This window comes from Shewanella jiangmenensis, assembly GCF_018596335.1.
GTDB classification, from domain to species: Bacteria; Pseudomonadota; Gammaproteobacteria; order Enterobacterales; family Shewanellaceae; genus Shewanella; species Shewanella jiangmenensis.
Genome location: NZ_JAHEPS010000001.1, coordinates 1,104,932 through 1,130,131 on the forward strand (window position 1 = coordinate 1,104,932; position 25,200 = coordinate 1,130,131).

Annotated in this window: 25 protein-coding genes; 6 read left to right on the plus strand and 19 right to left on the minus strand. The window is 53.8% G+C overall.

Translation table 11 applies throughout. The features are described from left to right. Positions 1 to 2: 2 nt before the first annotated feature. The gene (gene nudF / locus KJI95_RS04930) at positions 3 to 608 is read right to left on the minus strand and encodes an ADP-ribose diphosphatase (RefSeq protein ID WP_214506021.1); all 606 of its coding nucleotides are present in this window, start codon (positions 606 to 608) and stop codon (positions 3 to 5) included. Positions 609 to 840: 232 nt separating this feature from the next. Between nudF and tolC the strand changes: the two genes are divergently transcribed. Next, complete coding sequence (gene tolC / locus KJI95_RS04935) at positions 841 to 2,148, plus strand: outer membrane channel protein TolC (RefSeq protein ID WP_214506022.1); 1,308 nt, start codon at positions 841 to 843, stop codon at positions 2,146 to 2,148. Between the two features lie 84 nt (positions 2,149 to 2,232). Here tolC and KJI95_RS04940 read toward each other — a convergent pair whose 3' ends face one another. The 3 genes from KJI95_RS04940 to KJI95_RS04950 are packed head-to-tail and all read right to left on the minus strand — an operon-like array spanning position 2,233 to position 4,455. Beyond that, on the minus strand, positions 2,233 to 2,985 hold the full coding sequence (locus tag KJI95_RS04940; protein ID WP_214506023.1) for a TIGR04219 family outer membrane beta-barrel protein: 753 nt from the start codon (positions 2,983 to 2,985) through the stop codon (positions 2,233 to 2,235). Between the two features lie 2 nt (positions 2,986 to 2,987). Further along, the gene (locus KJI95_RS04945; RefSeq protein ID WP_214506024.1) at positions 2,988 to 3,959 is read right to left on the minus strand and encodes a DUF2333 family protein; all 972 of its coding nucleotides are present in this window, start codon (positions 3,957 to 3,959) and stop codon (positions 2,988 to 2,990) included. A gap of 13 nt (positions 3,960 to 3,972) precedes the next feature. Beyond that, entirely contained in the window at positions 3,973 to 4,455 is a 483-nt protein-coding gene (locus tag KJI95_RS04950) for a copper chaperone PCu(A)C (RefSeq protein ID WP_214506198.1), read from the minus strand. 29 nt (positions 4,456 to 4,484) lie between these two features. Here KJI95_RS04950 and KJI95_RS04955 point away from each other — a divergent pair, with 29 nt between their 5' ends. Further along, positions 4,485 to 5,231 carry an enoyl-CoA hydratase-related protein gene (locus KJI95_RS04955; protein ID WP_214506025.1) on the plus strand — a complete coding sequence of 249 codons (747 nt, stop codon included), beginning with the start codon at positions 4,485 to 4,487 and terminating at the stop codon, positions 5,229 to 5,231. Positions 5,232 to 5,346: 115 nt separating this feature from the next. Here KJI95_RS04955 and KJI95_RS04960 read toward each other — a convergent pair whose 3' ends face one another. The 3 genes from KJI95_RS04960 to dusA all read right to left on the minus strand — a co-directional run bounded on the left by KJI95_RS04960 (position 5,347) and on the right by dusA (position 7,145). Next, positions 5,347 to 5,535, minus strand: coding sequence for a PspC domain-containing protein (locus KJI95_RS04960; protein ID WP_250885563.1), 189 nt, complete (start codon positions 5,533 to 5,535; stop codon positions 5,347 to 5,349). A gap of 151 nt (positions 5,536 to 5,686) precedes the next feature. After that, complete coding sequence (locus KJI95_RS04965; protein ID WP_214506026.1) at positions 5,687 to 5,959, minus strand: hypothetical protein; 273 nt, start codon at positions 5,957 to 5,959, stop codon at positions 5,687 to 5,689. Between the two features lie 205 nt (positions 5,960 to 6,164). After that, positions 6,165 to 7,145, minus strand: coding sequence for a tRNA dihydrouridine(20/20a) synthase DusA (gene dusA / locus KJI95_RS04970; protein ID WP_214506027.1), 981 nt, complete (start codon positions 7,143 to 7,145; stop codon positions 6,165 to 6,167). 190 nt (positions 7,146 to 7,335) lie between these two features. On the opposite strand from dusA, the gene KJI95_RS04975 reads away from it, so the two are divergent. Next, positions 7,336 to 7,800: a chemotaxis protein CheX gene (locus KJI95_RS04975; RefSeq protein ID WP_214506028.1), complete on the plus strand. Its 465-nt coding sequence runs from the start codon at positions 7,336 to 7,338 to the stop codon at positions 7,798 to 7,800. 139 nt (positions 7,801 to 7,939) lie between these two features. On the opposite strand, the gene alr is transcribed toward KJI95_RS04975, so the two are convergent. Continuing rightward, positions 7,940 to 9,016 carry an alanine racemase gene (gene alr, locus KJI95_RS04980; RefSeq protein WP_214506029.1) on the minus strand — a complete coding sequence of 359 codons (1,077 nt, stop codon included), beginning with the start codon at positions 9,014 to 9,016 and terminating at the stop codon, positions 7,940 to 7,942. A gap of 30 nt (positions 9,017 to 9,046) precedes the next feature. Next, positions 9,047 to 10,453: a replicative DNA helicase gene (gene dnaB, locus KJI95_RS04985; RefSeq protein ID WP_214506030.1), complete on the minus strand. Its 1,407-nt coding sequence runs from the start codon at positions 10,451 to 10,453 to the stop codon at positions 9,047 to 9,049. 121 nt (positions 10,454 to 10,574) lie between these two features. Here dnaB and KJI95_RS04990 point away from each other — a divergent pair, with 121 nt between their 5' ends. Further along, positions 10,575 to 12,764, plus strand: a complete 2,190-nt coding sequence (locus KJI95_RS04990; RefSeq protein WP_214506031.1) for a S46 family peptidase — start codon at positions 10,575 to 10,577, stop codon at positions 12,762 to 12,764. Between the two features lie 187 nt (positions 12,765 to 12,951). After that, a complete protein-coding gene (locus KJI95_RS04995) occupies positions 12,952 to 15,954 on the plus strand; it encodes a TonB-dependent receptor (RefSeq protein WP_214506032.1) in 3,003 nt (1,000 codons plus the stop codon). Between the two features lie 112 nt (positions 15,955 to 16,066). On the opposite strand, the gene rplI is transcribed toward KJI95_RS04995, so the two are convergent. The 4 genes from rplI to rpsF are packed head-to-tail and all read right to left on the minus strand — an operon-like array spanning position 16,067 to position 17,518. Beyond that, the gene (gene rplI, locus KJI95_RS05000) at positions 16,067 to 16,516 is read right to left on the minus strand and encodes a 50S ribosomal protein L9 (protein ID WP_214506033.1); all 450 of its coding nucleotides are present in this window, start codon (positions 16,514 to 16,516) and stop codon (positions 16,067 to 16,069) included. A 40-nt stretch (positions 16,517 to 16,556) separates the two neighbouring features. After that, positions 16,557 to 16,784 (minus strand): 30S ribosomal protein S18, encoded by a 228-nt coding sequence (gene rpsR, locus KJI95_RS05005; protein WP_011761169.1) that lies wholly within the window; start codon positions 16,782 to 16,784, stop codon positions 16,557 to 16,559. An 11-nt stretch (positions 16,785 to 16,795) separates the two neighbouring features. Beyond that, positions 16,796 to 17,101, minus strand: a complete 306-nt coding sequence (gene priB / locus KJI95_RS05010; protein WP_214506200.1) for a primosomal replication protein N — start codon at positions 17,099 to 17,101, stop codon at positions 16,796 to 16,798. 9 nt (positions 17,102 to 17,110) lie between these two features. Beyond that, the gene (rpsF, locus tag KJI95_RS05015; RefSeq protein WP_214506034.1) at positions 17,111 to 17,518 is read right to left on the minus strand and encodes a 30S ribosomal protein S6; all 408 of its coding nucleotides are present in this window, start codon (positions 17,516 to 17,518) and stop codon (positions 17,111 to 17,113) included. 224 nt (positions 17,519 to 17,742) lie between these two features. Here rpsF and KJI95_RS05020 point away from each other — a divergent pair, with 224 nt between their 5' ends. Continuing rightward, entirely contained in the window at positions 17,743 to 18,489 is a 747-nt protein-coding gene (locus KJI95_RS05020; protein WP_250885564.1) for a DUF481 domain-containing protein, read from the plus strand. A gap of 105 nt (positions 18,490 to 18,594) precedes the next feature. Here KJI95_RS05020 and rlmB read toward each other — a convergent pair whose 3' ends face one another. The 6 genes from rlmB to rplM form a co-directional block, all read right to left on the minus strand. After that, positions 18,595 to 19,335, minus strand: coding sequence for a 23S rRNA (guanosine(2251)-2'-O)-methyltransferase RlmB (gene rlmB / locus KJI95_RS05025; protein ID WP_214506035.1), 741 nt, complete (start codon positions 19,333 to 19,335; stop codon positions 18,595 to 18,597). Then, on the minus strand, positions 19,336 to 21,762 hold the full coding sequence (gene rnr, locus KJI95_RS05030) for a ribonuclease R (protein WP_214506036.1): 2,427 nt from the start codon (positions 21,760 to 21,762) through the stop codon (positions 19,336 to 19,338). 38 nt (positions 21,763 to 21,800) lie between these two features. Beyond that, on the minus strand, positions 21,801 to 22,418 hold the full coding sequence (locus KJI95_RS05035) for a tetratricopeptide repeat protein (protein WP_214506037.1): 618 nt from the start codon (positions 22,416 to 22,418) through the stop codon (positions 21,801 to 21,803). Between the two features lie 145 nt (positions 22,419 to 22,563). Continuing rightward, positions 22,564 to 23,859, minus strand: coding sequence for an adenylosuccinate synthase (locus tag KJI95_RS05040; protein WP_214506038.1), 1,296 nt, complete (start codon positions 23,857 to 23,859; stop codon positions 22,564 to 22,566). Positions 23,860 to 24,156: 297 nt separating this feature from the next. Beyond that, complete coding sequence (gene rpsI, locus KJI95_RS05045) at positions 24,157 to 24,549, minus strand: 30S ribosomal protein S9 (RefSeq protein WP_214506039.1); 393 nt, start codon at positions 24,547 to 24,549, stop codon at positions 24,157 to 24,159. Between the two features lie 14 nt (positions 24,550 to 24,563). Beyond that, a complete protein-coding gene (gene rplM / locus KJI95_RS05050; protein ID WP_214506040.1) occupies positions 24,564 to 24,992 on the minus strand; it encodes a 50S ribosomal protein L13 in 429 nt (142 codons plus the stop codon). Between the last annotated feature and the right edge of the window lie 208 nt (positions 24,993 to 25,200).

The window sequence follows — 25,200 nt, forward strand, 5'->3', positions numbered from 1 at the left end:
AGTTATCCTTTCAGTTTGTGATGATTAAGCTCAAGCCACTGCAAACCAATCACAGTGGAGCCATTGTCTATATCGCCGGACTCAACCAGGGCATAGGCTTCGCTGCGGGGCAGCACCAGCACCCGGATGTCTTCATGCTCTTCTGCAAGGCCATGCAAGCCCTGGGCAAGCGCTGCATCCACCGTGGCCACATAGGCATAAAAACGCTCGCTGCAGCCGCCGGGGCTTGCAAGATAACTGCCGATGGACGTAAGGCTTTTGGCTTCAAGGCCCGCCTCTTCCATCAGCTCGCGGCGCGCCACGTCATCGGGCACCTCGCCCGCTTCAATCATGCCGGCCACCAGTTCCAGAAGCCACGGCGACTTGCTGGTTTCCAGCGCCGGAAAACGCACCTGCTCAATCAGCACCACAGAATCAGTAATCGGATCGTACGGCAGCACCACCACAGCATGGCCGCGCTCAAATACCTCACGGGTGACTATGTCGCTCCAGCCGCCGGCAAACAACCTGTGGCGGAAGCGGTACTGCATCATCCTGAAAAAGCCCTGATACAGCGGCTTTGCCTCCAACACTTCTATATCGTTTTTACCCAGCAATCTGTTAAACATCCTTTGCTCCGCGGCGACATCGTTCACTTATTATCAGGGCTTTTGCACAAAGATTTAAAATAAAATCTGTTACACTTCGGGTTTGACTCAAAAATGGTTGATTTTTTAGTATTTCAACCATTAACTTTTAGCTGTTTCGGGAAGCGTCGGGAAGCGCGAACCGCCCTGGTATGGGCATAATCAGTTCAATCCAGTTAATCCCCTTGGGGTATTTGTCTTATAAGGACATCCAATGAAATTCAAGTTCAGCTCTCTGTGTGCCGCCATCGTGCTGGCCACCGGCGCCGCCAGTGCACAGGCCGACGACCTTCTGCAGATTTACCAGCAAGCACTGACCAGCGACCCCATAGTGCTGCAGGCCAAAGCCCAGCGCGATACCCTGTATGCCCAAATTGAAGAAAACCGCGCACCGCTGTTGCCAAATATCAGCGCAAACGTGGGTTACGACAAAGGCTGGAGAGATCCATCCGAAGATACCGACGGGTTTACCGGTGGCTTAAAGCTAAACCAAGTGATTTACGATCACAGCGCCTGGGTGGGTTTGTCGCTGGCCGAAAAGGCCGCCGCACAGGCCGACGCCAACTATGCTTCTGCGCTGCAATCGCTTATCACCCGTGTGACCCGTGCCTACTTTGATGTACTGAAAGCCAAAGACAATTACGAGTTCCAGGGCGCCGAAAAGCGTGCCATCGAGCGTCAGCTTGAGCAGACCAAACAGCGTTTTGCCGTGGGTCTGACCGCCATCACCGATGTGCATGAAGCCCAAGCCCAGTATGACCTGGCGTCGGCCACCGAAATTCTGGCAGAAAACACCCTGTCCAACAGCTACGAAGCGCTGCGTGAAATCACCGGCATCGACCACAAGTCTATCAATGTGCTCGACACCAACCGTTTCAGCGCCGTGACGCCAAGTCCATCAGTTCCCAACGAATGGATCAAGATGGCCGAAACCAACAGCAAAGACTTGCTGAGCGCCCGTATCTCCAAAGACATCGCCGAAGAAAGCATCAGCCTGTATAAAGCCGGTCACTATCCGTCACTGAGCCTCAGTGCCGGTTACACCAAAGGCCTTGAGCAATCGCCTGGCCCGGACTTTGATAACAGCTCAGTGGGCGTAAACCTGTCTATCCCGATTTTTGAAGGCTTCCGCGTGTCATCCAAGGTTGAGCAGGCCCAGTATCGCTACGTTGAAGCAAGCGAGAAACTGGAGCAGGCACACCGCGGTGTTGTGAAAGATGTGCGCAACAACTTCAACAACGTTGGTGCGTCAATCAGCTCTATCCGCGCCTATGAGCAGTCAGTTATCTCTTCTGAGAGCGCCCTGAATGCCACCCAGGCCGGTTTTGAAGTGGGTACCCGTACCATAGTTGACGTACTGAACCGTACCCGTGACCTGTACGACTCCAAGCGTAAGCTGTCTGATGCGCGCTACAGCTACATCAGCTCAGTGCTGGCCCTGAAACAGGCCGCCGGTACCCTGACTGAAGATGACATCATCGCCATCAACAATGGCCTGATGGCAGCGGTGCAGCAGCAGTAATCTGCCGCCCGCCCATAAAAAAACCGCCTTTCGGCGGTTTTTTTGTGGCTCAATTTCATCTGAAATCAAAGCCTTGATAAGAGCTTAGAACGTGAGTTCTACACCGGCAAAGTAACCGCTGAAGCTGCTGTCGGTAGTGATACCGTCAAAGCCTTTCACGTCGAAGTTGAATTCGCGGTAACCGGCACGCACGCGGGTATCCACCGCCACGCCATCAAACTCCCAGCCAAGGCCGATGGTGTAATCGTACACCTGACCTTCATCGATGCCGGCCAGCAGGTCGATAAAGCCGTACAGGCCCAGACCCGGTACACCGGCCACGCCGCTGGCGTAACCCATCATGATGCCGTCGCTGAAGTCTTTCTGAGTGGCAAAAGGCAGGCCGGTAGCGTTAGCGTTGGTTACGCGCACTGCGCCGTCCATTTTCTTCCAGGCGCCGCCCACGTCGAGTGACAGGATATCGTTGTCCAAAAGCTCGTAGTACAGCACAAAGTCGGTGTTGCCAAGGTCGGTGGTCACGCCCACGTCGCCGTTGAAAGTAGTGCCGTTGAAGGTAAAGTCGGCACCGGATTTGAAACCATTGGATTCAAAACGGTTTTCACGAACAAGCAGGTTTGGCACAAATGGCAGCGGATGTTCTACCGCAAACCACAGGCTGCTTTGGCCGGTAGTGGAATAGTCGAATGACTGACGATTACCTTTGTCGTCGGACACACTGGCGTCCGCGTCGGCGTGAATGTAGTCAGCACCAATTTTAAAACCGACTACAGTGGCAGCCTGGGCGGCCGGGGCCAGCATGGCAGCAAACACAACACCGGCAAGATACTTCTTTTGCATAGTTAACCCTGTGAAAGCAAGTTGGTAAGGTCAATAAGCGCCGCGTTGGCGCGTGAAACATAGTTTGCCATCACCAGCGAGTGATTGGCCACATAGCCAAAACCAGTACCGTTTAAGATCATCGGGCTCCAAACCGGTTGCTGGGTCGCTTCCAGTTCGCGGATGATCTGCTTGAGGCTGACTTCGGCGTTTTTCTTCTTCAGCACGTCGGCAAAGTCCACTTCGACGGCTTTCATAAAGTTGAGCAGAGCCCAGCAAGCGCCGCGGCTCTCGTGAAACACATCATCAATCTTCCACCAGCTGGTTTTCACCTGATGGGCGGCAAGATTGGGGGTGGATTGTCTGGCGGAGGTATCACCGGCCAAATCGGTGTTGAAACGTTCCTGACCGACGCTGGCAGACAGGCGCTGTGACATGCTGCCCAGACGCTTTTGCACCTCTTTGAGCCACTCATTGAGGTTGTCGGCACGGGCGTAAAACTGCGCGTCACGGTTACTGTTGTCGGCAATACGGGCGCGGTAGAGTTTGAGCAGCTTCACCGCATCGCCATACTCACTCTCAGCGCTTGGCACCAACCAGGAAGTGTGGTCAATGTTGAGCTTGGAGTGCGCCTCCAGCAAATCGTTATCGGCGGTAGACTGGGACTGAGACCGGCTGAATTCTTTACGCATGATAAGCGCAAGATCCCTCGCCTGCTCAAGCGCACCAAACTCAAATGCTGGCATGTTATCCATCAGCACCGACGGCGGAGTGGTGTCGTTTGACAGCCAGCCACCGAACTTATTGAGCAGGGTTTCCAGGGTATTGATAAGGGATGAAGTGGTAGCATAACCAATGATTTGCTTACCATCTTCGGCATTGAGAACTTCCGGCTCAATCGGGTCCGGTTCAATACTCCACCAAACACTTACGCCGTACATCAGAATGGCAACCGCAGCGGCCACCCCAGCGACCTTTTTCCATGTCACTTGCATCAATCGTTACTCCTTAGTGATGATGGTGATGATGATCATCACCTTCGCCGGCCACAGGTGCCTTGCTGACCGGCAGAGTCAGCTCAAGGGTCTGGCCATCGTTGAAACGTAAATTCAGGGTTACCTGCTGCCCTTCGGCAAGGGCCGACTTGAGGCCAAGCAGCATCACATGATTGCCACGCTCACTGAGCTCAAGGGTGCCGTGGGCGGGCAGTTCAAGCGAGCTGACTTCACGCATTTTTACCACGTCATTTTCGGTGACTATGGTGTGCAGCTCGGCTTTGTCAGCAATCTCAGTCGACACGGCCACCAGCGTCGTCGGCTCACCGTGATTTATCAGGGTGAAGTAAGCCGCTGTATTGGGCGCAGACGGCGGCATGACGCGCACAAAGCCGTCCTTCACTATAATTTCAGCCATAACCGGCGTGGATAACAGAGCCAGCAGCGCCAGATTAAACAGATGTTTGAAAATAGGTTTCAATGTCATACACTCCATGTCATGCCAAGTCATCTGAGGAAATCCCCATGAGTAAAATACTCGTCAAGGACGCGGGGGGCGTTCGCCACTTAAGCTTTAATCGCCCGGAAAAGCGCAATGCGCTGGACCTCGATATGTACAGGCAGCTCACAGAATACCTTATGCAGGGCGAGAGCGACAACGACATTCGCGCCTTCCTCATCAGTGGTGAGAGCAATTGCTTTACCTCTGGCAATGATGTTGCTGACTTTTTAAAAAATAGTGACTTAGGACCAAACCATCCGGCGGTTCGCTTTCTCTATTGCCTGCTGGAACTGAAAAAGCCCATGGTGGCCGCCGTCAGTGGCAGCGCCGTTGGCATAGGCACCACACTGCTGCTGCACTGCGACTTGGTGTATGCCGATGCGAGTGCCAAATTCCAGCTGCCCTTTGTCAATCTGGCACTGGTTCCCGAGGCGGGTGCCAGCATGTTGCTGCCGGAATTGGTCGGTTATCAGAAGGCCGCCGAGCTGCTTTTGCTTGGTGATGCCTTTGATGCCAATACTGCCCTCTCGCTCGGTTTGATTAACGCCGTGGAATCACCAGAGGCGCTGCTTGGCAACGCCATGGCCAAGGCGGTAAGACTGGCATCGCAGCCACCAGAGGCGCTGCAGCAAACACGCCAGTTGATGCGCCCCCACAAACACCGCATTCAACATCAGATGCATCTGGAACTTGAAGCCTTTGGTGAGCGCCTGAAAAGCGATGAAGCCAAAGCCCGTTTTCAGGCATTTTTGGGCAAAAGCGCAAGCTGAGCCGCCCTGGCCGCGCCCATAACAACAAGCCCCTTGTCAAAGAACCCCGCAAACTATGCTGCGAGTGTCTTGGACAAGGGGCCTGTCAGCGGTCAATCAACGCCATGCAGCCACCTTACGCCCACTTTTCTTTCAATAACGCCAAGGCAAAATACACCACCAGAAACAAGGCAGGCTTAACCACGATCAGCGCCAGCCATCCAACCCGGGTCCAGAAGCAGGACCAACCAAACTTGGCTGCGATGGACGCCGCCACACCGCAAACCAGGCTGTCCGAATCGTTAAGGCGTTTCTCAATATTCATAATTACTCCAAAGCTTATCTATCTTTTGCGTCTGTTACACACGGTGCCAGCGCATCATGCAGGCCAGCAAGGCACAGGCGGCGAAGCTTGCCACCGGCAGAAGCAGCACCAGCGCGGTTTTCAAGGACAATCCCAGCGTCAGCCACATAGCTTACTCCTTCACCAGCGCCGTGGTTTGCTCGGTCTTGGCGGCGGCCTTTTCATCATCGGCTGTGAGCGCGAGCCACTGGGCCGACAATTCAGTTTCAAGCTCGAGTTTCAAGTCCACCACGGCGGCTTGCAGCATTTCTTTTGACTGGGACACCAGCACCTGCTCGACAGAGCGCAGCACTTCGGTGGTTAAGGGTTCACTTGCCTGAGCACCTGCGGTGGCAAATACCAGAGTAGCGGCTATCAGACTGCGGTTAAGGATACGTTTGGACATGGTGTTCACTCCTGTTGTTTACCAATGTAACAGGGGTGATTACAAGCTACGTGCCAACTTTATGGATTGCAATTAAGTAACTGAATTAAAATGAATTTAAATTCCACCGCGAGCAGGCGATTGGATTTTTGGAGAAGGGAGTAATAGATGGAGGCGAAATCCACCACTTCTGTAGTTAATTTCGCCAACACTATGATAATCGCGACTACAGCTGGGAAATCTCCATGGCTTTTATCGCATTTTCAATCACTTCGATACCTGCCCCGGGCTTATGGGCATTCTCACTCAGGTGCCGACGCCAGGCGCGGGAACCGGGCAGCCCCTGATATAAGCCTATGATATGGCGACTGATATGATTAAGGCGCCCACCTTCGGCCAGATGTTTCCCGATATAAGGAAGTAATTTCCCTATTACCTCCTCCCGGCTGAGCACGGGATGTTGCAGGCCGCAAAGCTCGTTATCCACCGCGGTCAAAATGTAAGGGTTTTGATAAGCCTCGCGGCCAACCATCACTCCATCAAGTTTGGCAAGGTGTACCTTGGCGGCATCGATTGAGGTCACGCCGCCATTAATACTGATGGAAAGCGCGGGGTAATCCTGCTTGAGCTGATAGACGCGGTCGTAATCCAGCGGCGGGATCTCACGGTTTTCTTTCGGGCTTAAGCCCTGCAGCCAGGCTTTGCGGGCATGGATGATAAAGGTATCGCAGCCAGCGGCGGACACAGTATCGATAAAGTCGGTGAGAAAGGCGTAGGAGTCCTGCTCGTCAATGCCAATGCGGGTCTTCACAGTTACCGGAATAGACACCTGCTGACGCATGGCATCAACACACTCGGCAACCAATTTGGGCTCGGCCATCAGGCAGGCGCCGAAGCGACCATTTTGCACCCGGTCGGACGGGCAGCCGACGTTAAGATTCACCTCATCGTAACCACGCTGCTCGGCCAGTTTGGCGCACGCCGCCAAATCCTGCGGATTGGAGCCACCCAGTTGCAGCGCCAACGGATGCTCTTCCTCGTTGTAGGCAAGATAATCACCTTTGCCATGTAAAATCGCTCCCGTGGTCACCATTTCGGTATAAAGCAGTGCCTCCCTGGACATCAGGCGTGCAAAATAGCGGTAGTGCCTGTCGGTCCAATCGAGCATGGGTGCGACAGAGAAGGTGCGATTGAGTGGTGCTGGCATAACCCCGGCCGTTACTGGTAGCAATCAAAGGGCGCACATTCTACACCCATAGGGCCAAAAACGACAGTAACAGGGCATGGGCTGCAGCTTTTGAAAAGTTATGCCCGCACCGAAAAATCATCTACGCTTATGGATATGCGGCTGTAATCAAGCGATTGCATTCCATACTCTCACAAAGGGTGCTTCAAGCATGAATGTTGAATTTATCAACCCGTTTTTACAGTCACTGCTCAATGTGGTGTCGACCATGGCCTCAATGCAATTGACGCCGGGCAAGCCGCGCTTAAAGACCGATAACCTCGCCAAAGGCGATGTCTCCGGGCTGATTGGCATGGTGGGGCCCCAGACCAAGGGCTCGATGTCTATTACCTTCGATCAAAGCCTGGCACTGCAAATCATGCAAAATATGCTCGGCGAAAACCCCGGCAAGATAAATGATGAAGTAACCGACATGGTCGGCGAAATCACCAACATGGTCACCGGCGGCGCCAAAAACCTGCTGGCGGAGAAAGGCTACGACTTTGAAATGGCAACCCCTGTGGTGGTGGCCGGCGTCGGCCATCGCATCTCCCACAAGGCCGACGGCACCAAGATGATCATGCCCTTCACCAGCCCCTATGGCACGGCCTACATTGAAATATGCTTTGAGAATTGATCCCAAAGTCATAGCCAGAAAACCATAGCCAGAAAACCATAGCCAAAAACCATAGGCAAAAAGCCATAAATAGAAAAAGAGCCTCAATCGAGGCTCTTTTTGCTCCGGACAGACTGGTTTTAATCCAGACATGCGGCTTTTAATCGAGACAGACAGCGACCCGTGGCGTGAGCTTGGTCACCAGCTCGTAGGCGATGGTACCGATTTGCTCGGCCACCTCTTCCACCGGCAAGGCTGGCCCCCACAGCATGGCGCTGTCACCGACTTTATCGGTGGCGTCCGGCCCTAAATCAACGGTCAGCATGTCCATCGACACCCGACCAACAATCGGCACTCTGCGGCCATTGATAAACACCGGCGTGCCTTCCGGCGCATTGCGCGGATAGCCATCGCCATAACCAATGGCGACAACGCCAAGGCGGGTGTCGCGGCTCGATGTCCAGTATCCACCGTAGCCAACACTTTCACCAGCCTTGTGTTCACGCACCGCAATCAGCTGCGACACCAGCGCCATGGCTGGCTCAAGTCCGTGGTTGGTGCCATGGTCGCCCGCAACCGGCGACACGCCATAAAGCGCAATGCCAGGGCGGATCCAGTCGGCCTGGCTGTCGGGCCAATAGAGTACACCGGCAGAGTTGGCCAGCGTCCGGTCGCCGGGCAAGCCTTCGACCAGCTCATTGAAGCGCGCCATCTGGGTCGCTGTCACGGTTTTTTGCGGCTCATCGGCGCAGGAAAAGTGGGTCATCAGGTGCACAGGCTTGGCCACATTGGGATTGGCATTGAGGCGCTGATAAACCTCGGCAAACTCCTGAGGATGAAAGCCCAAACGGTGCATGCCGGAATCGATTTTAAGCCACACGGTCACCGGCGTTGAGAGGCTCACCGATTCGAGCATCTCAAGCTGTGACATATGATGCACCACGGTATCTATGTCGTGCTCAACCAGAAGCGGCAAATCTTCGCTGCGAAAAAAGCCTTCGAGCAGTAATAGCCTGGCCTTTACGCCACCGGCGCGCACTTCAAGCGCTTCTTCGAGGCGGGCGAGCCCGAAACCATCGGCATCGCTCACCACCTGGGCCACATTAAGCAGGCCGTGGCCATAACCGTTGGCTTTCACTACTGCCATCACCTTGCTGCCGGGCGCAATTTCCCGAAGCCGTGCGAGGTTGGCTTTCAGCGCGCGACTGCTGATTTCTGCGCGTGGAAAGGGTTTCAAACTGTCTGCCTTGTGCAAGCCATAAAGGAATTAATCTTCTTCAAACTGAGGACCGGCGTAATTATCAAAGCGGGAGAACTGGCCCTGGAAGGTCAGGCGCACCCGACCGATGGGGCCGTTACGCTGCTTACCGATAATGATTTCGGCGGTGCCTTTGTCGGGCGAGTCGTTATTGTATACCTCGTCACGGTAGATAAACATGATGAGGTCGGCGTCCTGCTCAATAGAGCCGGATTCACGCAGATCCGAGTTTACCGGGCGCTTGTCGGCACGTTGTTCCAGCGAGCGGTTTAGCTGCGACAGGGCAATCACCGGAATTTCCAGCTCCTTGGCGAGCGCCTTGAGTGAGCGGGAGATCTCGGCGATTTCCAACGTACGGTTATCGGAGAGAGCCGGCACCTGCATCAGCTGCAGGTAGTCGACCATGATCATCGACAGGCCGCCCCATTCACGGGCCACCCGGCGTGCGCGGCTGCGCACTTCTGTCGGGGTCAGACCCGAGCTGTCGTCGATATACATCTTGCCCTGCTCGAGCATCAGCCCCATGGTGGAAGACACCCGCGCCCAATCTTCATCGTCCAGCTGACCGGTACGCACCTTGGTTTGGTCAACCCGGCCAAGGGACGCGAGCATACGCATCATGATCTGTTCCGAGGGCATCTCGAGACTGAAAATCAGCACCGGCTTGTCTTCGTTCATGGCCGCGTATTCACACAGGTTCATGGCAAAGGTGGTTTTACCCATGGACGGACGGGCCGCCACAATCACCAGATCGCCACTCTGAAAACCCGCGGTCATGCGGTCGAGATCGGAAAAGCCGCTCGATACCCCGGTCACACCGTTGTGGGGGTTGTTGTAAAGCTGCTCGATTTTATCCACCGTCTTTTCGAGGATGGATTTAATGTCTTCCGGGCCTTCGTTGGCATTGGCCCGCTGCTCGGCAATCTTGAATACTTTGGATTCGGCCAAGTCCAGCAGCGCGCTGGAATCGCGGCCCTCCGGGTTGTAACCGGCGTCGGCAATTTCGTGGGCGACGCGGATCATCTCACGCACCACGGCGCGCTCACGCACAATTTCGGCGTAAGACAGGATGTTACCGGCGCTGGGGGTATTTTTGGCAATCTCACCCAGGTAGGCAAAGCCGCCCGCGTCGTCGAGCTCATGGTTAAGCTCAAGCCGCTCAGACACGGTGATCAGGTCGATGGGCTGGCCCTGCTCGACCAGCTTTTGCATGGCAGAAAAAATTAATCGGTGCGAGCGGGAATAAAAGTCCTCGCGCACCACCGCCTCGGCCACCTTGTCCCAGGCCTCGGCGTCCAGCATCAGTCCCCCGAGCACAGATTGCTCCGCCTCAATCGAGTGCGGCGGCATCTTAATGGCATCGAGCTGGGCATCTTTGGGTTTGCCCTTGGGCTTAAATGCGGTGTCCTGTGACATTCAGTCCCCCAATATCCAACGGATTTGCAAAATATGGTATAAAACTCACCGGCTTCGGCGCAGCCAAAGCCTAACGCATCCCATCCACGATGGATTTACGAACAAAAATTAAGGAATCAACATGCGCAACCTGGTCGCAGCGGCACTGGTGTTTTCATCGGGGCTGGCTTTCGCCGACGAAGGCCAATGGCAACCTTATCAGATGCCTTCCATCGCCGACAAACTCAAGGCCCGTGGGATTGATATTCCCGCCGAGCAACTCGCCGATTTGACCCGCCACCCGATGAATGCCGTGGTCGGGCTGGGGTATTGTACCGCCAGTTTTGTATCACCCCAAGGGCTGGTGGTGACAAATCATCATTGCGCTTACAAGGCCATCCAATATAACAGCAGCAAAGAGAAAAACTACCTCGCCGATGGCTTCCTCGCGACCAGCATGGACAAAGAGCCTTCAGCCGGCCCCAACGAGCGTTTGTATGTCACCGAAGCCGTGACCGATGTCAGCGCCAAGGTCACCGACGGCCTGCCACTGGAGCCACTCGAGCGTGTTGAAGCCATTGAAAGCCGCCAGAAGGCCATCATCAAAGAATGTGAGTCCGATGATAACTACCGCTGTGCGGTACGCAGCTTCCACAATGGCCTGGAATACTACCTCATCAAACAGCTGATGATCCGCGACGTGCGCCTGGTGTACGCGCCGCCCGAGAGCGTTGGCAGCTACGGCGGCGATATCGACAACTACGAATACCCGCGCCACAGCGGCGACTTTACCTTCCTGCGCGCTTATGTGGGCAAAGACGGCAAGCCGGCGGACTTTTCTGAGTCGAACATCCCATACCAGCCCAAGAGCTTCCTTAAAGTGAACGCCAGCGGCGTTAAAGCCGGTGACGGCGTGTTTGTGGCAGGCTACCCGGGCTCTACCAGCCGCTACCGCCTGACCACAGAGCTTGAGTTTGCCAGCAACTGGCTGTATCCGACCGATGCCAAGCGCTTCCAATCCCGCATCGATACCATCGAAGCCATGGGCGCCGAAAATGCCGAGCTTGCCATCAAATACGCCGGCACTGTGGCGGGCATGGCCAACCGGATGAAAAAACTCAACGGCTTGCTGGATGGCTTTAAGGCCACCGACATTACCGCCATCAAGCGTAAGCAAGAGCAGGAATTCATGGCCTGGTACGCAAGCCATGGCGATGCCAAACAAATGGATGAACTCAAGGCGCTTATCATCGAGAGCCAGCAGCAGTATCAAACCAACTATTACTTTGTTAACGCCCAGTCCAGCGACCTGCTTGGCGCCGCCAACAGCCTGTATCGCCTTGCCAAAGAAAAGCAAAAGCCCGACGCCGAGCGTGAGCAGGGTTATCAGGAGCGCGACCTGAAGATGTTTGCCGATAAGCTTAAGCGTATCGACAAGAGCTTTGATGTGCGGGTCGACAAGGTGCTGTGGCAGGCCGATATCGAAAGTTATCTCGCCCAGCCAAACCGCGTTGCCGTGCTGGATGAGCAGCTAAACCTCAGCGACAGCGCCGCCCTTGGCAGCAAGCTCGACTCCCTCTACGGCGCAACCAGCCTCATCGACCAGGCCACCCGCCTGGGCTGGATGGACAAGAGCCCGGCCGAGTTTGAACAAAGCAGCGATCCTTTCATCAAGCTTGCAGTCGCCCTGTACGACACCCGCATGGCGCAGGAAAAAGCCGAAAAGACCCTGGATGGCAAACTCAGCATCGCCCGCCCAGCCATGATGAAAGCCATCATCGCCTTTAACAAAGACAAGGGCCTGCCAGTCTATCCGGATGCCAACGGCACCCTGCGTATCACCTATGGCATGGTGGATGGTTATCAGTCCCGCGATGCGCTGTACAAACAGCCATTTACCAAGCTTGATGGCATAGTCGCCAAGCACACAGGTGTCGAGCCCTTCAACGCCCCGCAAAAGGTATTGGATGCCATCAAGGCCGGAAATCTTGGCAGCCACAAGGTAGACGACCTGTACCCGGACGCCCGCAGCTTTATCTGCAAGCTATTCTCCTGCCTGGATAAACCCGAAGCCTTTGGCTCAGTGCCGGTAAACTTCCTCTCCAGCGTCGACACCACAGGCGGCAACTCAGGCTCGCCGGTATTTAACGGCAAAGGCGAACTGGTGGGCCTTAACTTCGACTCCACCTACGAAGCCATCACCAAAGACTGGTTCTTCAACCCCGAAATCACCCGCGCTATCCACGTCGATATCCGTTACATCCTGTGGATGATGGATAAAGTGGATAACGCCCAGAACCTGCTAAGCGAAATGGATTTAGTACGTAACTAACCTAAACCCCGCAGTATCAAGCCACCCATTAGGGTGGCTTTTTTTTAGCCAAACGATACATAACCCACGATTATTAACAATTATTTACAATCAACAAACAATTATGAGATGTTATGACAGCAAATCCGCAGCCATAGCGGATAAGCCTATGAAACTATAAATACAAACGTTCAAAGGAATGCTGATCATGAATAAAACAACTTTCCGCCGCTCGCTGCTGGCGGCCTCAATCACCACGCTACTAGCCATACAAGCACCGGCTTTTGCGGATAACACCACGGGTTCTGTTTACGGTACTGCTAAGGCAGGCTCAACCGTTACTCTGGTTAACCCCAAAACCGGTATCAAACGCGAAGTTGTTGTTTCTGCCGACGGTAAGTACAACATCTCTAATGTCCAACCCGGTGTCTATACCGTATCCAGTGGCGGTGAATCCCATGAAGTACTGGTTGCTATTGGTACCGGTGCATCCGCCTATTTCGGTGGCGGCACAACTGAAGTCATTTCGATTGTTGGCAGCCGCATATCGTCAATCGATACCAGCTCTGTAGAGTCCACTACCGTTTATATGGCAGATCAGGTTGAACTGCTGCCCGTTGGACGTGACCTGACCTCGGTTGCACTCTTGGCACCAGGCACAGTTCAGGGTGACTCAGGTTTCGGTAATTTGGCAGCGTTTGGCGGTTCATCCGTAGCGGAAAACGGATATTTCCTCAACGGTTTTGACGTCACCAACACCCGTACTCTGCTGGATTTTGCCGATCTGCCCTACGATGCGGTTGCCCAGCAGCAGGTTAAAACCGGTGGTTACGGCGCCGAATATGGTCGCTCTTTGGGTGGCGTAGTTGCCGTAGTAACCAAGCGCGGTACCAACGATTGGGAATTTGGTGGCGCAGTCTACTACACACCAGACTCGCTGAGAGCCTCTGGCAGAGATGCTTTAAGAAAAGAGCCACTTGTGCATCCTGAAACTGGGGATTTAAACCCCTATTTAGCCTATCGCTCACAAAACCAAAACGACAAATTCTCGTATGTTGTTCACGGTAGCGGCCCCTTGATAGAAGACAAACTGTTTTTCTATGCAATGTTTGAGGGCAAACACAATACGACAGATACCTTTAGCACCAGCGGTGAAACCTCCCAAGCAACCACAAACAATTCACCCAAAATGCTGTTAAAGCTCGACTGGAACATTACCGACGAGCAAACATTAGAGTTCACGGCTCTGAGAAATAAAGAAGAGCTGGACATTACCCCTTATAAGTATCCTGACGGTGATTACACCCACACAGGTGAACATGGGGAACTCGATGCTGATTCAATCCGTACCGCTCACTCTGGCGGAGACATTTTTATCGGTAAATACACCGCCGCGCTGACCGATAATTTTACCGTATCAGCATTGATTGGCTCGATGAAAAACGAGATTTATAACGACCCCATCGCGCTTAAAGGCTTTGAATGTCCAAGGGTATGGGATAGCCGAGGCCCAAGCTCCAGCAACCTGGCCTACCTTGGTTGCTGGAACACAAACCAAGCTAATATCGTAGATCCCGAATTCGGACCAGATACAGACGAAAGGTTGTCCTACCGTTTCTCCCTCGACTGGGTACTTGGAGATCACACCCTCAGAGCAGGTGCTGACATAGAGCAGTGGGAGTCTGGTGCAGCTGGCACCGCGCAGACAGGGGTCGGCTTTGACAATAAATATTTCCGCTATTTTACCTCGAGAGGTCGCGTCAATGGCGTAACCGTACCTGCTGGTACTGAGTACGTTCGTACGTGGGATCGTGGTTCTAAGTCCGCGAATTTTGAAGTGGAAAACACAGCCTTTTTCGTCGAAGACTCATGGCAAGCAACTGATGAACTTTTGGTTTATGCCGGCCTTCGCAGTGAAAGCTTTGTTAACCGTAACGCCGATGGCGTGGCCTTCGTTGAAGCTGAAAACAGCATCGCACCGCGTCTTGGCCTGTCTTACGACCTCTCTGGCGATTCAACGCAAAAACTCTACGGTACCTGGGGACGCTACTATATTCCCGTCGCAGCCAACACCAACATCCGCGCCGCTGGTGTTGAATGGTTCGACATCCAATACTTCTATTTTGAAGGCATAGATCCGGTAACTGGTGTGCCAATTACTATTGGAGATGAAATTGGTGAAGGCGCATTCGACCCCCGTACGGCGCCAGATCCGGGTACCATAGCGGTAACCGATTTGGATCCTATGCATCAGGATGAGCTTATCATCGGCTATCAGCTGGCACTGAATGAAGACTGGACCGCCGGTATCAAATTGATCCATCGCGAAGTTAAAGATGGTATGGACGACTACTGCTCTCATCAACCATTTATTGACTGGGCAGAGGATAACGGCTACGACCAATTTGATGAAAACACAATGGCTGGCTGTCTGATCATGAACCCAGGCAAAGATTTCCGCTTAAAGATGGATTTGAACAATGACGGAAATCTCACCGAAGTGACAGTGCCAAATTCCTACATTGGCTTGCAAAAATATGACCGCACGTACAAGGCCATTGAGCTGAACTTAGCCAAGGCCAGTAGCGACGATTGGTATATGGACGCGTCATACACTTGGTCTAAGAGTGAAGGCAACATTGAAGGTTACGTCAACTCTACCCTCGAGCAGGATGATGCGGGTCTGACCCAGGACTTCGACCACCCACTGTTCCAGGAAAACGCTTATGGCTATCTGCCAAACGATCGCAGACATCAATTTAAGTTTATCGGCGCCTACTACATTACCGATGAACTGTCCGTGTCAGCGAACTTCAACTTAAGCTCTGGTCGCCCCGTCAACTGTAACGGTTTTGTGCCTCTTACTGATGACTTAGGTGTTGATCAATCAGGCTTACAGGGCTACTCAGCCTCTGCGTTCTTCTGCGTGGATGAAAACGGCGAGCATCAACCTACCTACCGTGGCCAATATGGGCGCACCCCTTGGACCCACAAGCTGGATTTGGGTCTGACCTACGTGCCCCACTGGGCGGATGATAAGCTGACGCTGCAGATGCAGGTGTTCAACGTACTCAATCAGGATCGCGTCACCGAATACGTCGAAACCGGCGATATTGACCGTGCAGATCCGACACAGAACCCAGAGTTCCTGAACGCCCGTAACTTCCAGTCTCCACGTTACGCAAGCTTTACCGTCAGATATAACTTCTGATGAAGGGTGCAGGTGCCCGCAGTATTTGCGGGCACCTGATGTAAACTCACTGCGAAAAAGCCATAAAAAAACACCGCCTTTCGGCGGTGTTTTCTTTGAAGCTTAAAAGCGATTATTCAGCAACAACAGTTACTTTAACAACGGCTTTCACTTCGGTGTGCAGCTGTACTTCAACTTCGAAGTCGCCAGTAGTGCGCAGGGCACCGTGTGGCAGACGAACTTCGGCTTTAGCCAGTTCTACGCCAGCAGCGGTAACGGCGTCAGCGATGTCGCGAGTACCAACAGAACCGAACAGCTTGCCTTCGTCACCAGCTTTAGAAGCGATAACAACTGCGTCCAGAGCAGAGATTTTCTCAGCACGGGCAGTGGCAGCAGCCAGGTCAGCAGCCAGTTTGGCTTCCAGCTCGGCACGACGGGCTTCGAAAACTTTTACGTTTTCGGTGTTGGCTACAACAGCCTTGCCCTGTGGCAGCAGGAAGTTACGAGCGTAACCAGCCTTTACAGACACCTGGTCACCCAGGTTGCCCAGGTTTGCGATTTTATCAAGCAGAATAACGTTCATTATCAAATCCTCTCTATTCGATTAGGCTTCAATGCTGGGATTACTGATGCAGATCAGTGTATGGCAGCAGAGAAAGATAACGAGCGCGCTTGATGGCGCGAGCCAGTTGGCGCTGGTACTTAGCGCTGGTACCGGTGATACGGCTAGGAACGATTTTGCCGCTCTCAGTGATGTAGTTCTTCAGAGTAGCAATATCTTTGTAATCGATCTCTGCAACACCTTCAGCGGTGAAACGGCAGAACTTGCGACGACGGAAATAACGTGCCATGTGACAGTCTCCTAAGATTTCAATTCGACATTTTCGGCATGCAGTACCAAGCGACTTTGTCCATTTCGATTCTGTTGAGTCGAAAGGAAACCCTGTACCTGGATCTCCATGCCTGCCTGCAATTTGTCTGTGATGCACTCAAAGTGCTGACCGCTCATGACTGCCTGAATTTGGCAGTAGACGTTTCGGGGCAAATTTGCATCAAAACGTTGGCTTCGGTGTTCCAGCTGTACCACACAATGTGGGATACCTGCGGGGCTTTTAAAGCGTCTGACCCGTAAAACCGAGCCAGTCAACACCAAGGCGTTGGCGGTCACCAACAGCAATTACTCGGCAGATTCTTCAGCGTTTTCTTCGGATTCTTCGAAGTCAGCCACTTTCTCGCTGGCAGCAGCACGACGAGCGTCACGCTCATCACGGGCTTTAGCCATTGGAGAAGCTTCAGTGATGGCACCCTTGGTGCGCATTACCATGCTACGCAGAACAGCGTCGTTGAAACGGAAAGCAGTCTCCAGCTCTTCAACAGACTCGGCAGTGGCTTCAACGTTCATCAGAACATAGTGAGCCTTGTGCAGATCCTGAATTGGGTAAGCCAGTTGACGACGACCCCAGTCTTCCAGGCGGTGGATCTTACCGTTAGCGTCGGTGATAACACCGGTGTAACGCTCGATCATACCAGCAACTTGTTCACTCTGATCAGGGTGAACCATAAATACGATTTCGTAATGACGCATTTATTGCTCCTTACGGGTTTGTAGCCTCGTGTTTGGCTCAGCCGGACCAAGTTTAGAGGCAAGGAACGAATTCAAAAGGGCTGATAAGGCGCGAAATACTACATAAACGCAGCGCAAAACACAAGCAATACCTTTGACCTGACCCACATCAAAGGTATGATGAAGCCGCGTCGCAGCGTCCGTTTTCGGACGTTTGTTCTTAAAGGAGTATACGGGCCGCCAGAATGACTATTTTACGCTTGCTCAGTGCCACCTCGCTGTTAACTGCCTTTTCAGCCAACGCGCTGATCCCACCTGAGTATCAGGAGCCTGCCAGCGGCTTTACCGCCGAAGTGGAAGCGGGTCTGCAGCTCAACACAGGCAACACCGAATCCAGCAGCTTTAACGGCCGCACCAAGCTGGTGTACGACACCAAAAAAGCCAAACAGGAAGCCGTGGTCAAAGCCTATTTTGCCTCCGATGCCGAAAAAACCACGGCCGAAAAGTACGACACTCAGTTTCAGTCAAACTACAAGGTCGAGTCGGGTTACTACTTTGCCCGCGGTGAAGGCACCTGGGACGAGTTTGGCTCCTACACCCGCCTTTATACCGGCTCTGTGGGTTATGGTTTTGATGTGATAAACCGCTATGCCACCAAGCTTAAACTCGAATTCGGCCCGGGTTATCAGTACAGCCTGCCACAGGCGACAGATACCGACCCGGCGCCGGAAGCCACCAAAGACATAATCTTGCGCAGCGCCGCTAAATTCGAGCAGCGCATCCACGAATACAGCAGTTTTACCGCCGATCTAGTCAGTGAAAACGGCCGTGAAAACAATGCCATCACCCTGGAGCTTGGCTACAAGAACATCCTGTTTCAGGACTTGGCGTTCAAAGTGGGCATGAACCTTAAGTACACCGACGTGGTGCCTGAAGGCAGTAAACAAACCGACACCATGACCACCTTTAACCTGCTCTATACCTTTCAGTAGCTTTATCGGCAGCGGTTCAATCAGAGTAACTTCCGCCCAATTAATCAGCCCAATAAAAAAGGATTGCCATGGCAATCCTTTTTAGTATCTCGGTTTAAGAGCGTCTTAGCCGATGCGCTGGCGCACCACTTCAAACAGGCAAATGCCGGTCGCCACCGACACGTTCAGGCTCGAAACTGTGCCCGCCATCGGAATGGAGATCAGGGTGTCGCAGCACTCACGGCTTAAGCGGCGTAACCCCTTGCCCTCAGCGCCCATGGCGATTGCCAGCGGGCCTTTGAGGTTGGCTTCAAACAGGGTCGAGTCGGCCTCGCCAGCGGTGCCGGCAATCCATACGCCGCGCTCCTGCAGCCGCTTCATGGTGCGGGCAAGGTTGGTCACCTGAAACAGCGGGATCACCTCGGCGGCGCCGCAGGCTACTTTGCTTACGGTCGGCGTAAGACCGGCGGAGTTATCCTTGGGTACTATCACCCCATGTACACCGGCAGCGTCGGCATTTCGCAGACAAGCGCCCAGGTTATGCGGGTCGGTCACGCCATCGAGAATGAGCAAAAATGGCATTTCGGTGTTATCCAGCAGCTCCTCGAGATCGTTCTCGGTCAGCACCTTGGCCGGACGCACCCGGATGATAACGCCCTGATGCTGTGTGCTTTCAGCTTTTTCGTCCAGCGTTTTACGGGCAGCAGGCTGCGCCTTGATGCCCCAGCTCTGGGCGATTTCAATCAGCGGCAATACCCGCTCGTCCTGGCGACCACTGAGCAGCCACAGCTCGAGCACGCGCTCAGGCGCGTGTTTGAGCACAGATTCCACCGCGTGGATGCCAAACACCAGTTCCTGTTTTTTCATTTATTTCTTTCTCTTAACTCGCTTGGCGGCCTTGGGCTTATGCTCGGCCGCTTTTTTGGATTTGTTGCCGTCTTTGCTCTTCGCTTCTTTGGCGCCGGCTTTACCACCCGCAAGTTTGCCACTGGCAAGCTTGCTGCGCACACTGCCGCCCTTGGCATCTTTACCGTCACGGCTGCGGGCACCTTCGGCATTGGTTCGCTCACGGGCCGACATCGGCTTTTTGCCGCCCTTGCGTCTGGCCATGCCCTCGCCTTCCATCTGCAAATCGATTTGCCGGTCGTCGAGGTTGACCGAGGCCACCTTCACCGCAACCGGATCGCCAATCTGGTAGATTTGGCCTGAGTTTTCGCCAATCAGGCGCTGGCGCTGTGGATCGTACTGGAAGTAGTCGCTGCCAAGGCTTGAGATATGCACCAAACCATCGATAAACAGCTCATCGAGGCGCACAAACAGGCCAAAGCTGGTCACAGAGGCAATCACGCCGCTGAAACTGTCGCCCACGTGGTCTTGCATAAACTCGCACTTAAGCCAATCGGACACATCACGGGTCGCCTCATCGGCGCGCCGCTCAGTGGTGGAGCACTCTTCACCGAGCAGATCCAGCTCTTCAATTTGGTAATGATAACCGCCATCCGCAGTCCATTTTTCGCTGGCTTCGCCCTGCTCTTTGGCAAGCAGGTAACGGATAACCCGGTGCAGCACCAGATCAGGATAGCGGCGAATCGGCGAGGTAAAGTGGCTGTAAGCCTCCAGCGCCAGACCGAAGTGACCTTCGTTATCCGGGGTGTAGATAGCCTGACGCATGGAGCGCAGCAGCATCACCTGAATAAGCTCAGCATCCGGGCGACCTTCCACCTTGGCCATCAGCGCCTGATAATGGGCAGGCTCAGGCTCAAGGCCGCCTTCCATCGACAAACCACGCTCGGCGAGGAAGTCTTTGAACTGGGTCAGCTTCTGCTCAGAGGGCTTTTCGTGCACCCGGTACAGCACTTCGCCCTTGTGTTTAATCACAAACTTGGCCGCCGCGACGTTGGCGAGGATCATGCACTCTTCGATTATCTTGTGTGCCTGATTGCGCGCTCGCGGCACTATGCGGTCAATTTTTCTCTCTTCATTGAAGATAAACTGCGTTTCCAGGGTCTCGAAGGCGATAGCACCGCGCTCGGCACGCTGCTCATCCAGACACAGGTACAGTTCCTGCAGCACTTGAAGGTGCGGGAACAGCGCCTTGTGCTCGTCTTTCACTTCGCCGCCGTCGAGCATGGCCGCCACCTGGGTATAGGTGAAACGGGCATGGGAGTGCATTACCGCCGGATAAAACTTGTAACCCGACAACCCGCCTTTGGCAGAGATGGTCATCTCGGCCACCATACACAGGCGGTCTACACCCGGATTGAGCGAGCACAGGCCGTTGGAGAGCTTCTCCGGCAACATGGGGATCACCTGCGACGGGAAGTACACCGAGTTGCCACGGGCGCGGGCCTCTTTATCGAGGGCCGAGTCAGTGCGCACATAGTGGCTCACGTCGGCAATCGCCACCCACAGGCGCCAGCCGCCACCGCGTTTGCGCTCGGCATACACGGCATCGTCAAAGTCGCGGGCATCTTCTCCGTCTATGGTTACCAGCGGCAGTTGGCGCAAATCAACACGACCGGCCTTTTCTTCATCGGTGACAAAATCGGGAATACGGCGCAGTTTTTTCTCGATGACCGACGACCATTCGTGGGGCAGATCGTAATTGCGAAGGGCAATCTGGATTTCCATCCCAGGTGCCATCTGTTTGCCCAGCACCTCGGTGACCTTACCACCGGCTCGCACGTAGCGGCCAGGACGGCGGGTCAGCTCGACCACCACCACATCGCCGTGGCGGGCGCCATTTTTATCTTCGTTGGCAATCAGGATTTCGTGGGGGATGCGCTTGTCATCGGCCACCACGAACGCCATACCGGCATCCACGTAAAAGCGGCCGACCAGCGCAGCGGTGCGCTCGGCCAGCAGCCGCACGATGCGGGCATCACGGCGGCCTTTGCGGTCATAGCCCGCAGGCTGCGCCAACACCTTGTCGCCGTGGAAGTAGAGCTGCATATCGCGCTCATTGATAAAGAGGTCATCACCGCCGTTATCCGGGCGGAAAAAACCAAAGCCATCTTTGTGACCGAGCACTGTGCCGGCCAGCAAATCCATGCGCTCAGGCAGGCCATAACACTGGCCGCGGGTGAACACCAGTTCACCGTCACGCTCCATGGCACGCAGGCGGCGGCGCAAGGCTTCAAGACGTTCTTCGTCGTGGATTTTCAGCGCCTCGGCAATCCGGTCTCGGGATTGGGGTGCGGTTTGCGATCTCAGATACTCGAGAATAAATTCCCGGCTGGGGATGGGGTTGTCGTACTTTTCTTGTTCACGCTCAAAATGCGGATCGTTAATCATTCAGTTTCCATTGGTTTCATCCGCGTAAATTACGGATGTCAGTAATTCCATAAATGCTCGCCCCGGGCTCTGGCCACGGCGCTGGCGGGCATTTTCGATTCGAGTTTTTTCAGCAATCCCCAAGCCTGGTCTTTGGTTTTCTGATCGTTGAAAACCTCGTTATAAAGCCAGTGGTATGCCATTTCATAGTCTCTGGGGCTGCCAAACCCTTCGTTATAAAGGCGCACCAGCATCATGCGCGCCTGTTGGTCGCCGTTGGCAGCGGCGGGGTAAAGATATTGTACCGAACGATGTTTGTTCTTCAGTACGTATTTGCCCTGCTCGTAATAGCGGGCAATCTGCAGCATTGCCTCTGTGCTGCCCTGCCCGGCCGACGCTTTCAAAAGCGCTAGGCCACGCGGCGCATCCTGCTTGACGCAGGTGCCGTGGATAAACATCTCGCCCCACAAATACTGATAGAGCGGCTGTTTAAGCACTTCAGCCCGGGCTTCAATGTCCTGCACCAACTGGCAGTCATCAACTTTTTTAACCTGCTCCAGATGCTTTTGCGAGCGAATTAGCTCGAGCAATTGCTCCTGGGTATACACATCCACAGCCTCCGCCGCCAGAGTAATGGGCGAGACGACTAACAACAGGGCTGACATAACACGCAACATAGCAAGTTCCGAAACTGGGCAAACATTCCCTTTCATCGGCAGTATAACCCAAATCTTGAGCAGGCCGCCAAAGGTCAGGGGCATGAAAAAGGCCGCTTTCGCGGCCTTAATGTACATCAATCAAATTGACAGCTGCCCGCAGGCATCAGTTAAACGGGCTCACCCGAATAAAAGTCTCATTCCGATCTGGACCGGTAGAGATGATGTCGATTGGCGTCTCGAGGATTTCCTCGATGCGCTTGATGTAATTGACCGCCGCTTGTGGCAGCTGATCCATGGAGGTCACACCAAAGGTGTTGTCGCTCCAGCCTGGCAGAGTTTCGTACACAGGTGTTACCTGCTCGTAACCTTCAGCAGCGAGAGGCGTAACGGTAGATACAGTGCCATCGGCCAGCTGATAACCTACGCAAATCTTCACTTCTTTCAGGCCATCCAGTACGTCCAGCTTGGTCAGGCAGATACCTGTCAGGCTGTTGATCTGGATTGCACGCTTCATGGCAACGGCATCGAGCCAGCCCGGACGACGTTTACGGCCGGTGGTGGCACCGAACTCGTGACCCTTGGTACCCAAGTGATCGCCGATTTCACAGGTCAGTTCAGTCGGGAATGGACCTGCACCCACGCGGGTGGTGTACGCCTTCATGATACCCAGTACATAGTCCAGGTGACATGGGCCGAAACCACTACCGGTAGCAACGCCACCTGCGGTGGTGTTGGACGAGGTCACGAACGGATAAGTACCGTGGTCGATGTCAAGCAGAGTACCCTGAGCGCCTTCAAACAGAATGTTTTCACCGGCTTTGCGGGCATTGTCCAGCATATCGGTTACATCAACACACATGGCCTTGAGGTAATCAGCCAGCGCCAGCGCGTCATCCAGCGTCTTCTGGTAATCAACGGCTTCAACACCGTAGTACTCGGTCAGCATGAAGTTGTGATACTTCATCACTTCTTTGAGTTTTTCGGCAAACAGCTCAGGATTGAACAAGTCACCTACGCGCAGACCGCGACGGGAAACTTTGTCTTCGTAGGCTGGACCGATACCACGACCGGTAGTACCGATGGCTTTGTTGCCACGGGCCTTTTCACGGGCGATATCCAGAGCACAGTGGAATGGCAGGATCAGAGGACAAGCCTCGGAGATCAGCAGACGCTCTTCAACCGGTACGCCACGCTCTTTGAGCATGCTGATTTCTTTCATCAGCGCGTCTGGAGCCAGCACAACACCGTTACCGATAATGCATTTCACATTATCGCGCAGGATGCCTGAAGGGATCAGATGAAGAACGGTTTTGACACCATCGATTACCAGAGTGTGACCAGCGTTGTGGCCGCCCTGATAACGAACTACGTATTTTGCCTGTTCAGTGAGAAGGTCGACAATCTTACCTTTTCCCTCGTCACCCCATTGAGTGCCGAGAACAACTACGTTTTTGCCCATTGTTTGCTGCAAGGTTGCGGTTAAAGCAGAATTTTAGCAGATTTCGGGGGGGGATGGGCAAGGGATTTATGAAAAAATAATCAGCGCCGCTGTACGCAAGTTGGCAGAAATTACGCTATGCATTACCGAAAGGCACTGATTTCATTCCGATAAATCTGCAAGCTGCGGGATTGTGTTAACCACAAAACAGTGTAAGCAGCGGATCGGGTTAAAACGCCATCCTAACCGCCAAAAGCCGTTTTCGCCTGATAATAAAAAACCCGGCAAAGGCCGGGTTTTTTGCAGACTCGCAGCGAATTAACGCTTGGAGAACTGTGGTCTACGACGAGCTTTACGCAGACCGACTTTCTTACGCTCAACCTTACGGGCATCACGGGTAACGAAACCAGCGGCACGCAGAGTAGGACGCAGAGACTCGTCCAGCTCCATCAGAGCGCGGGTGATACCGTGACGGATGGCACCGGCTTGGCCAGTGATACCACCGCCCTTAACAGTGACATAGATGTCCAGTTTTTCAGTCATTTCAACCAGCTCGAGCGGCTGACGAACAACCATACGAGCAGTCTCACGACCGAAGTAAACATCCAGAGGACGCTTGTTAACGATGATGTTACCGCTGCCTACTTTAGCGAATACGCGAGCGGTAGAAGTTTTGCGACGGCCAGTGCCGTAGTACTGAGTAGCAGCCATTTACTTAATCCCGTTTAGATATCAAGAACTTGAGGTTGTTGTGCAGCGTGGTTATGCTCAGCGCCAGCGTATACTTTCAGCTTGCGGAACATATCACGACCCAGAGGGCCTTTTGGCAACATACCCTTGACTGCTTTCTCGATGATCATTTCTGGCTTGTGCGCCTGCAGCTTTTCAAAGTTGATTTCTTTGATGCCACCTGGGAAACCAGAGTGAGAGTAGTACATCTTGCCTGCAGCTTTGTTGCCAGTCACGGTCACTTTCTCGGCGTTGATAACGATGATGTAGTCACCGGTGTCAACGTGAGGAGTGTACTCAGGCTTGTGCTTACCGCGCAGACGGCGAGCAATTTCAGTAGCGATGCGACCCAGAGTCTTACCTTCGGCGTCAACAACGTACCAGTCACGAGATACAGTTTCTGGCTTGGCAGTAAAAGTCTTCATTATTACAAAAACCCAAAGTTAAATTCTGTCACACATGTTATCCGACCCCGGATAACACATTTGCCTTTTCCAGTACCCCTTCGAGTAGGGAAATCGGCTTTGATTTCCGCCTCTTCGGCGGAGGTAACGTGGGCAGGTCGCGAATTATAGCGAAGGCTGGGTTAAAAATCACCTGCTTTTTATGACCAAAATCAAAAAAGATCGCGAG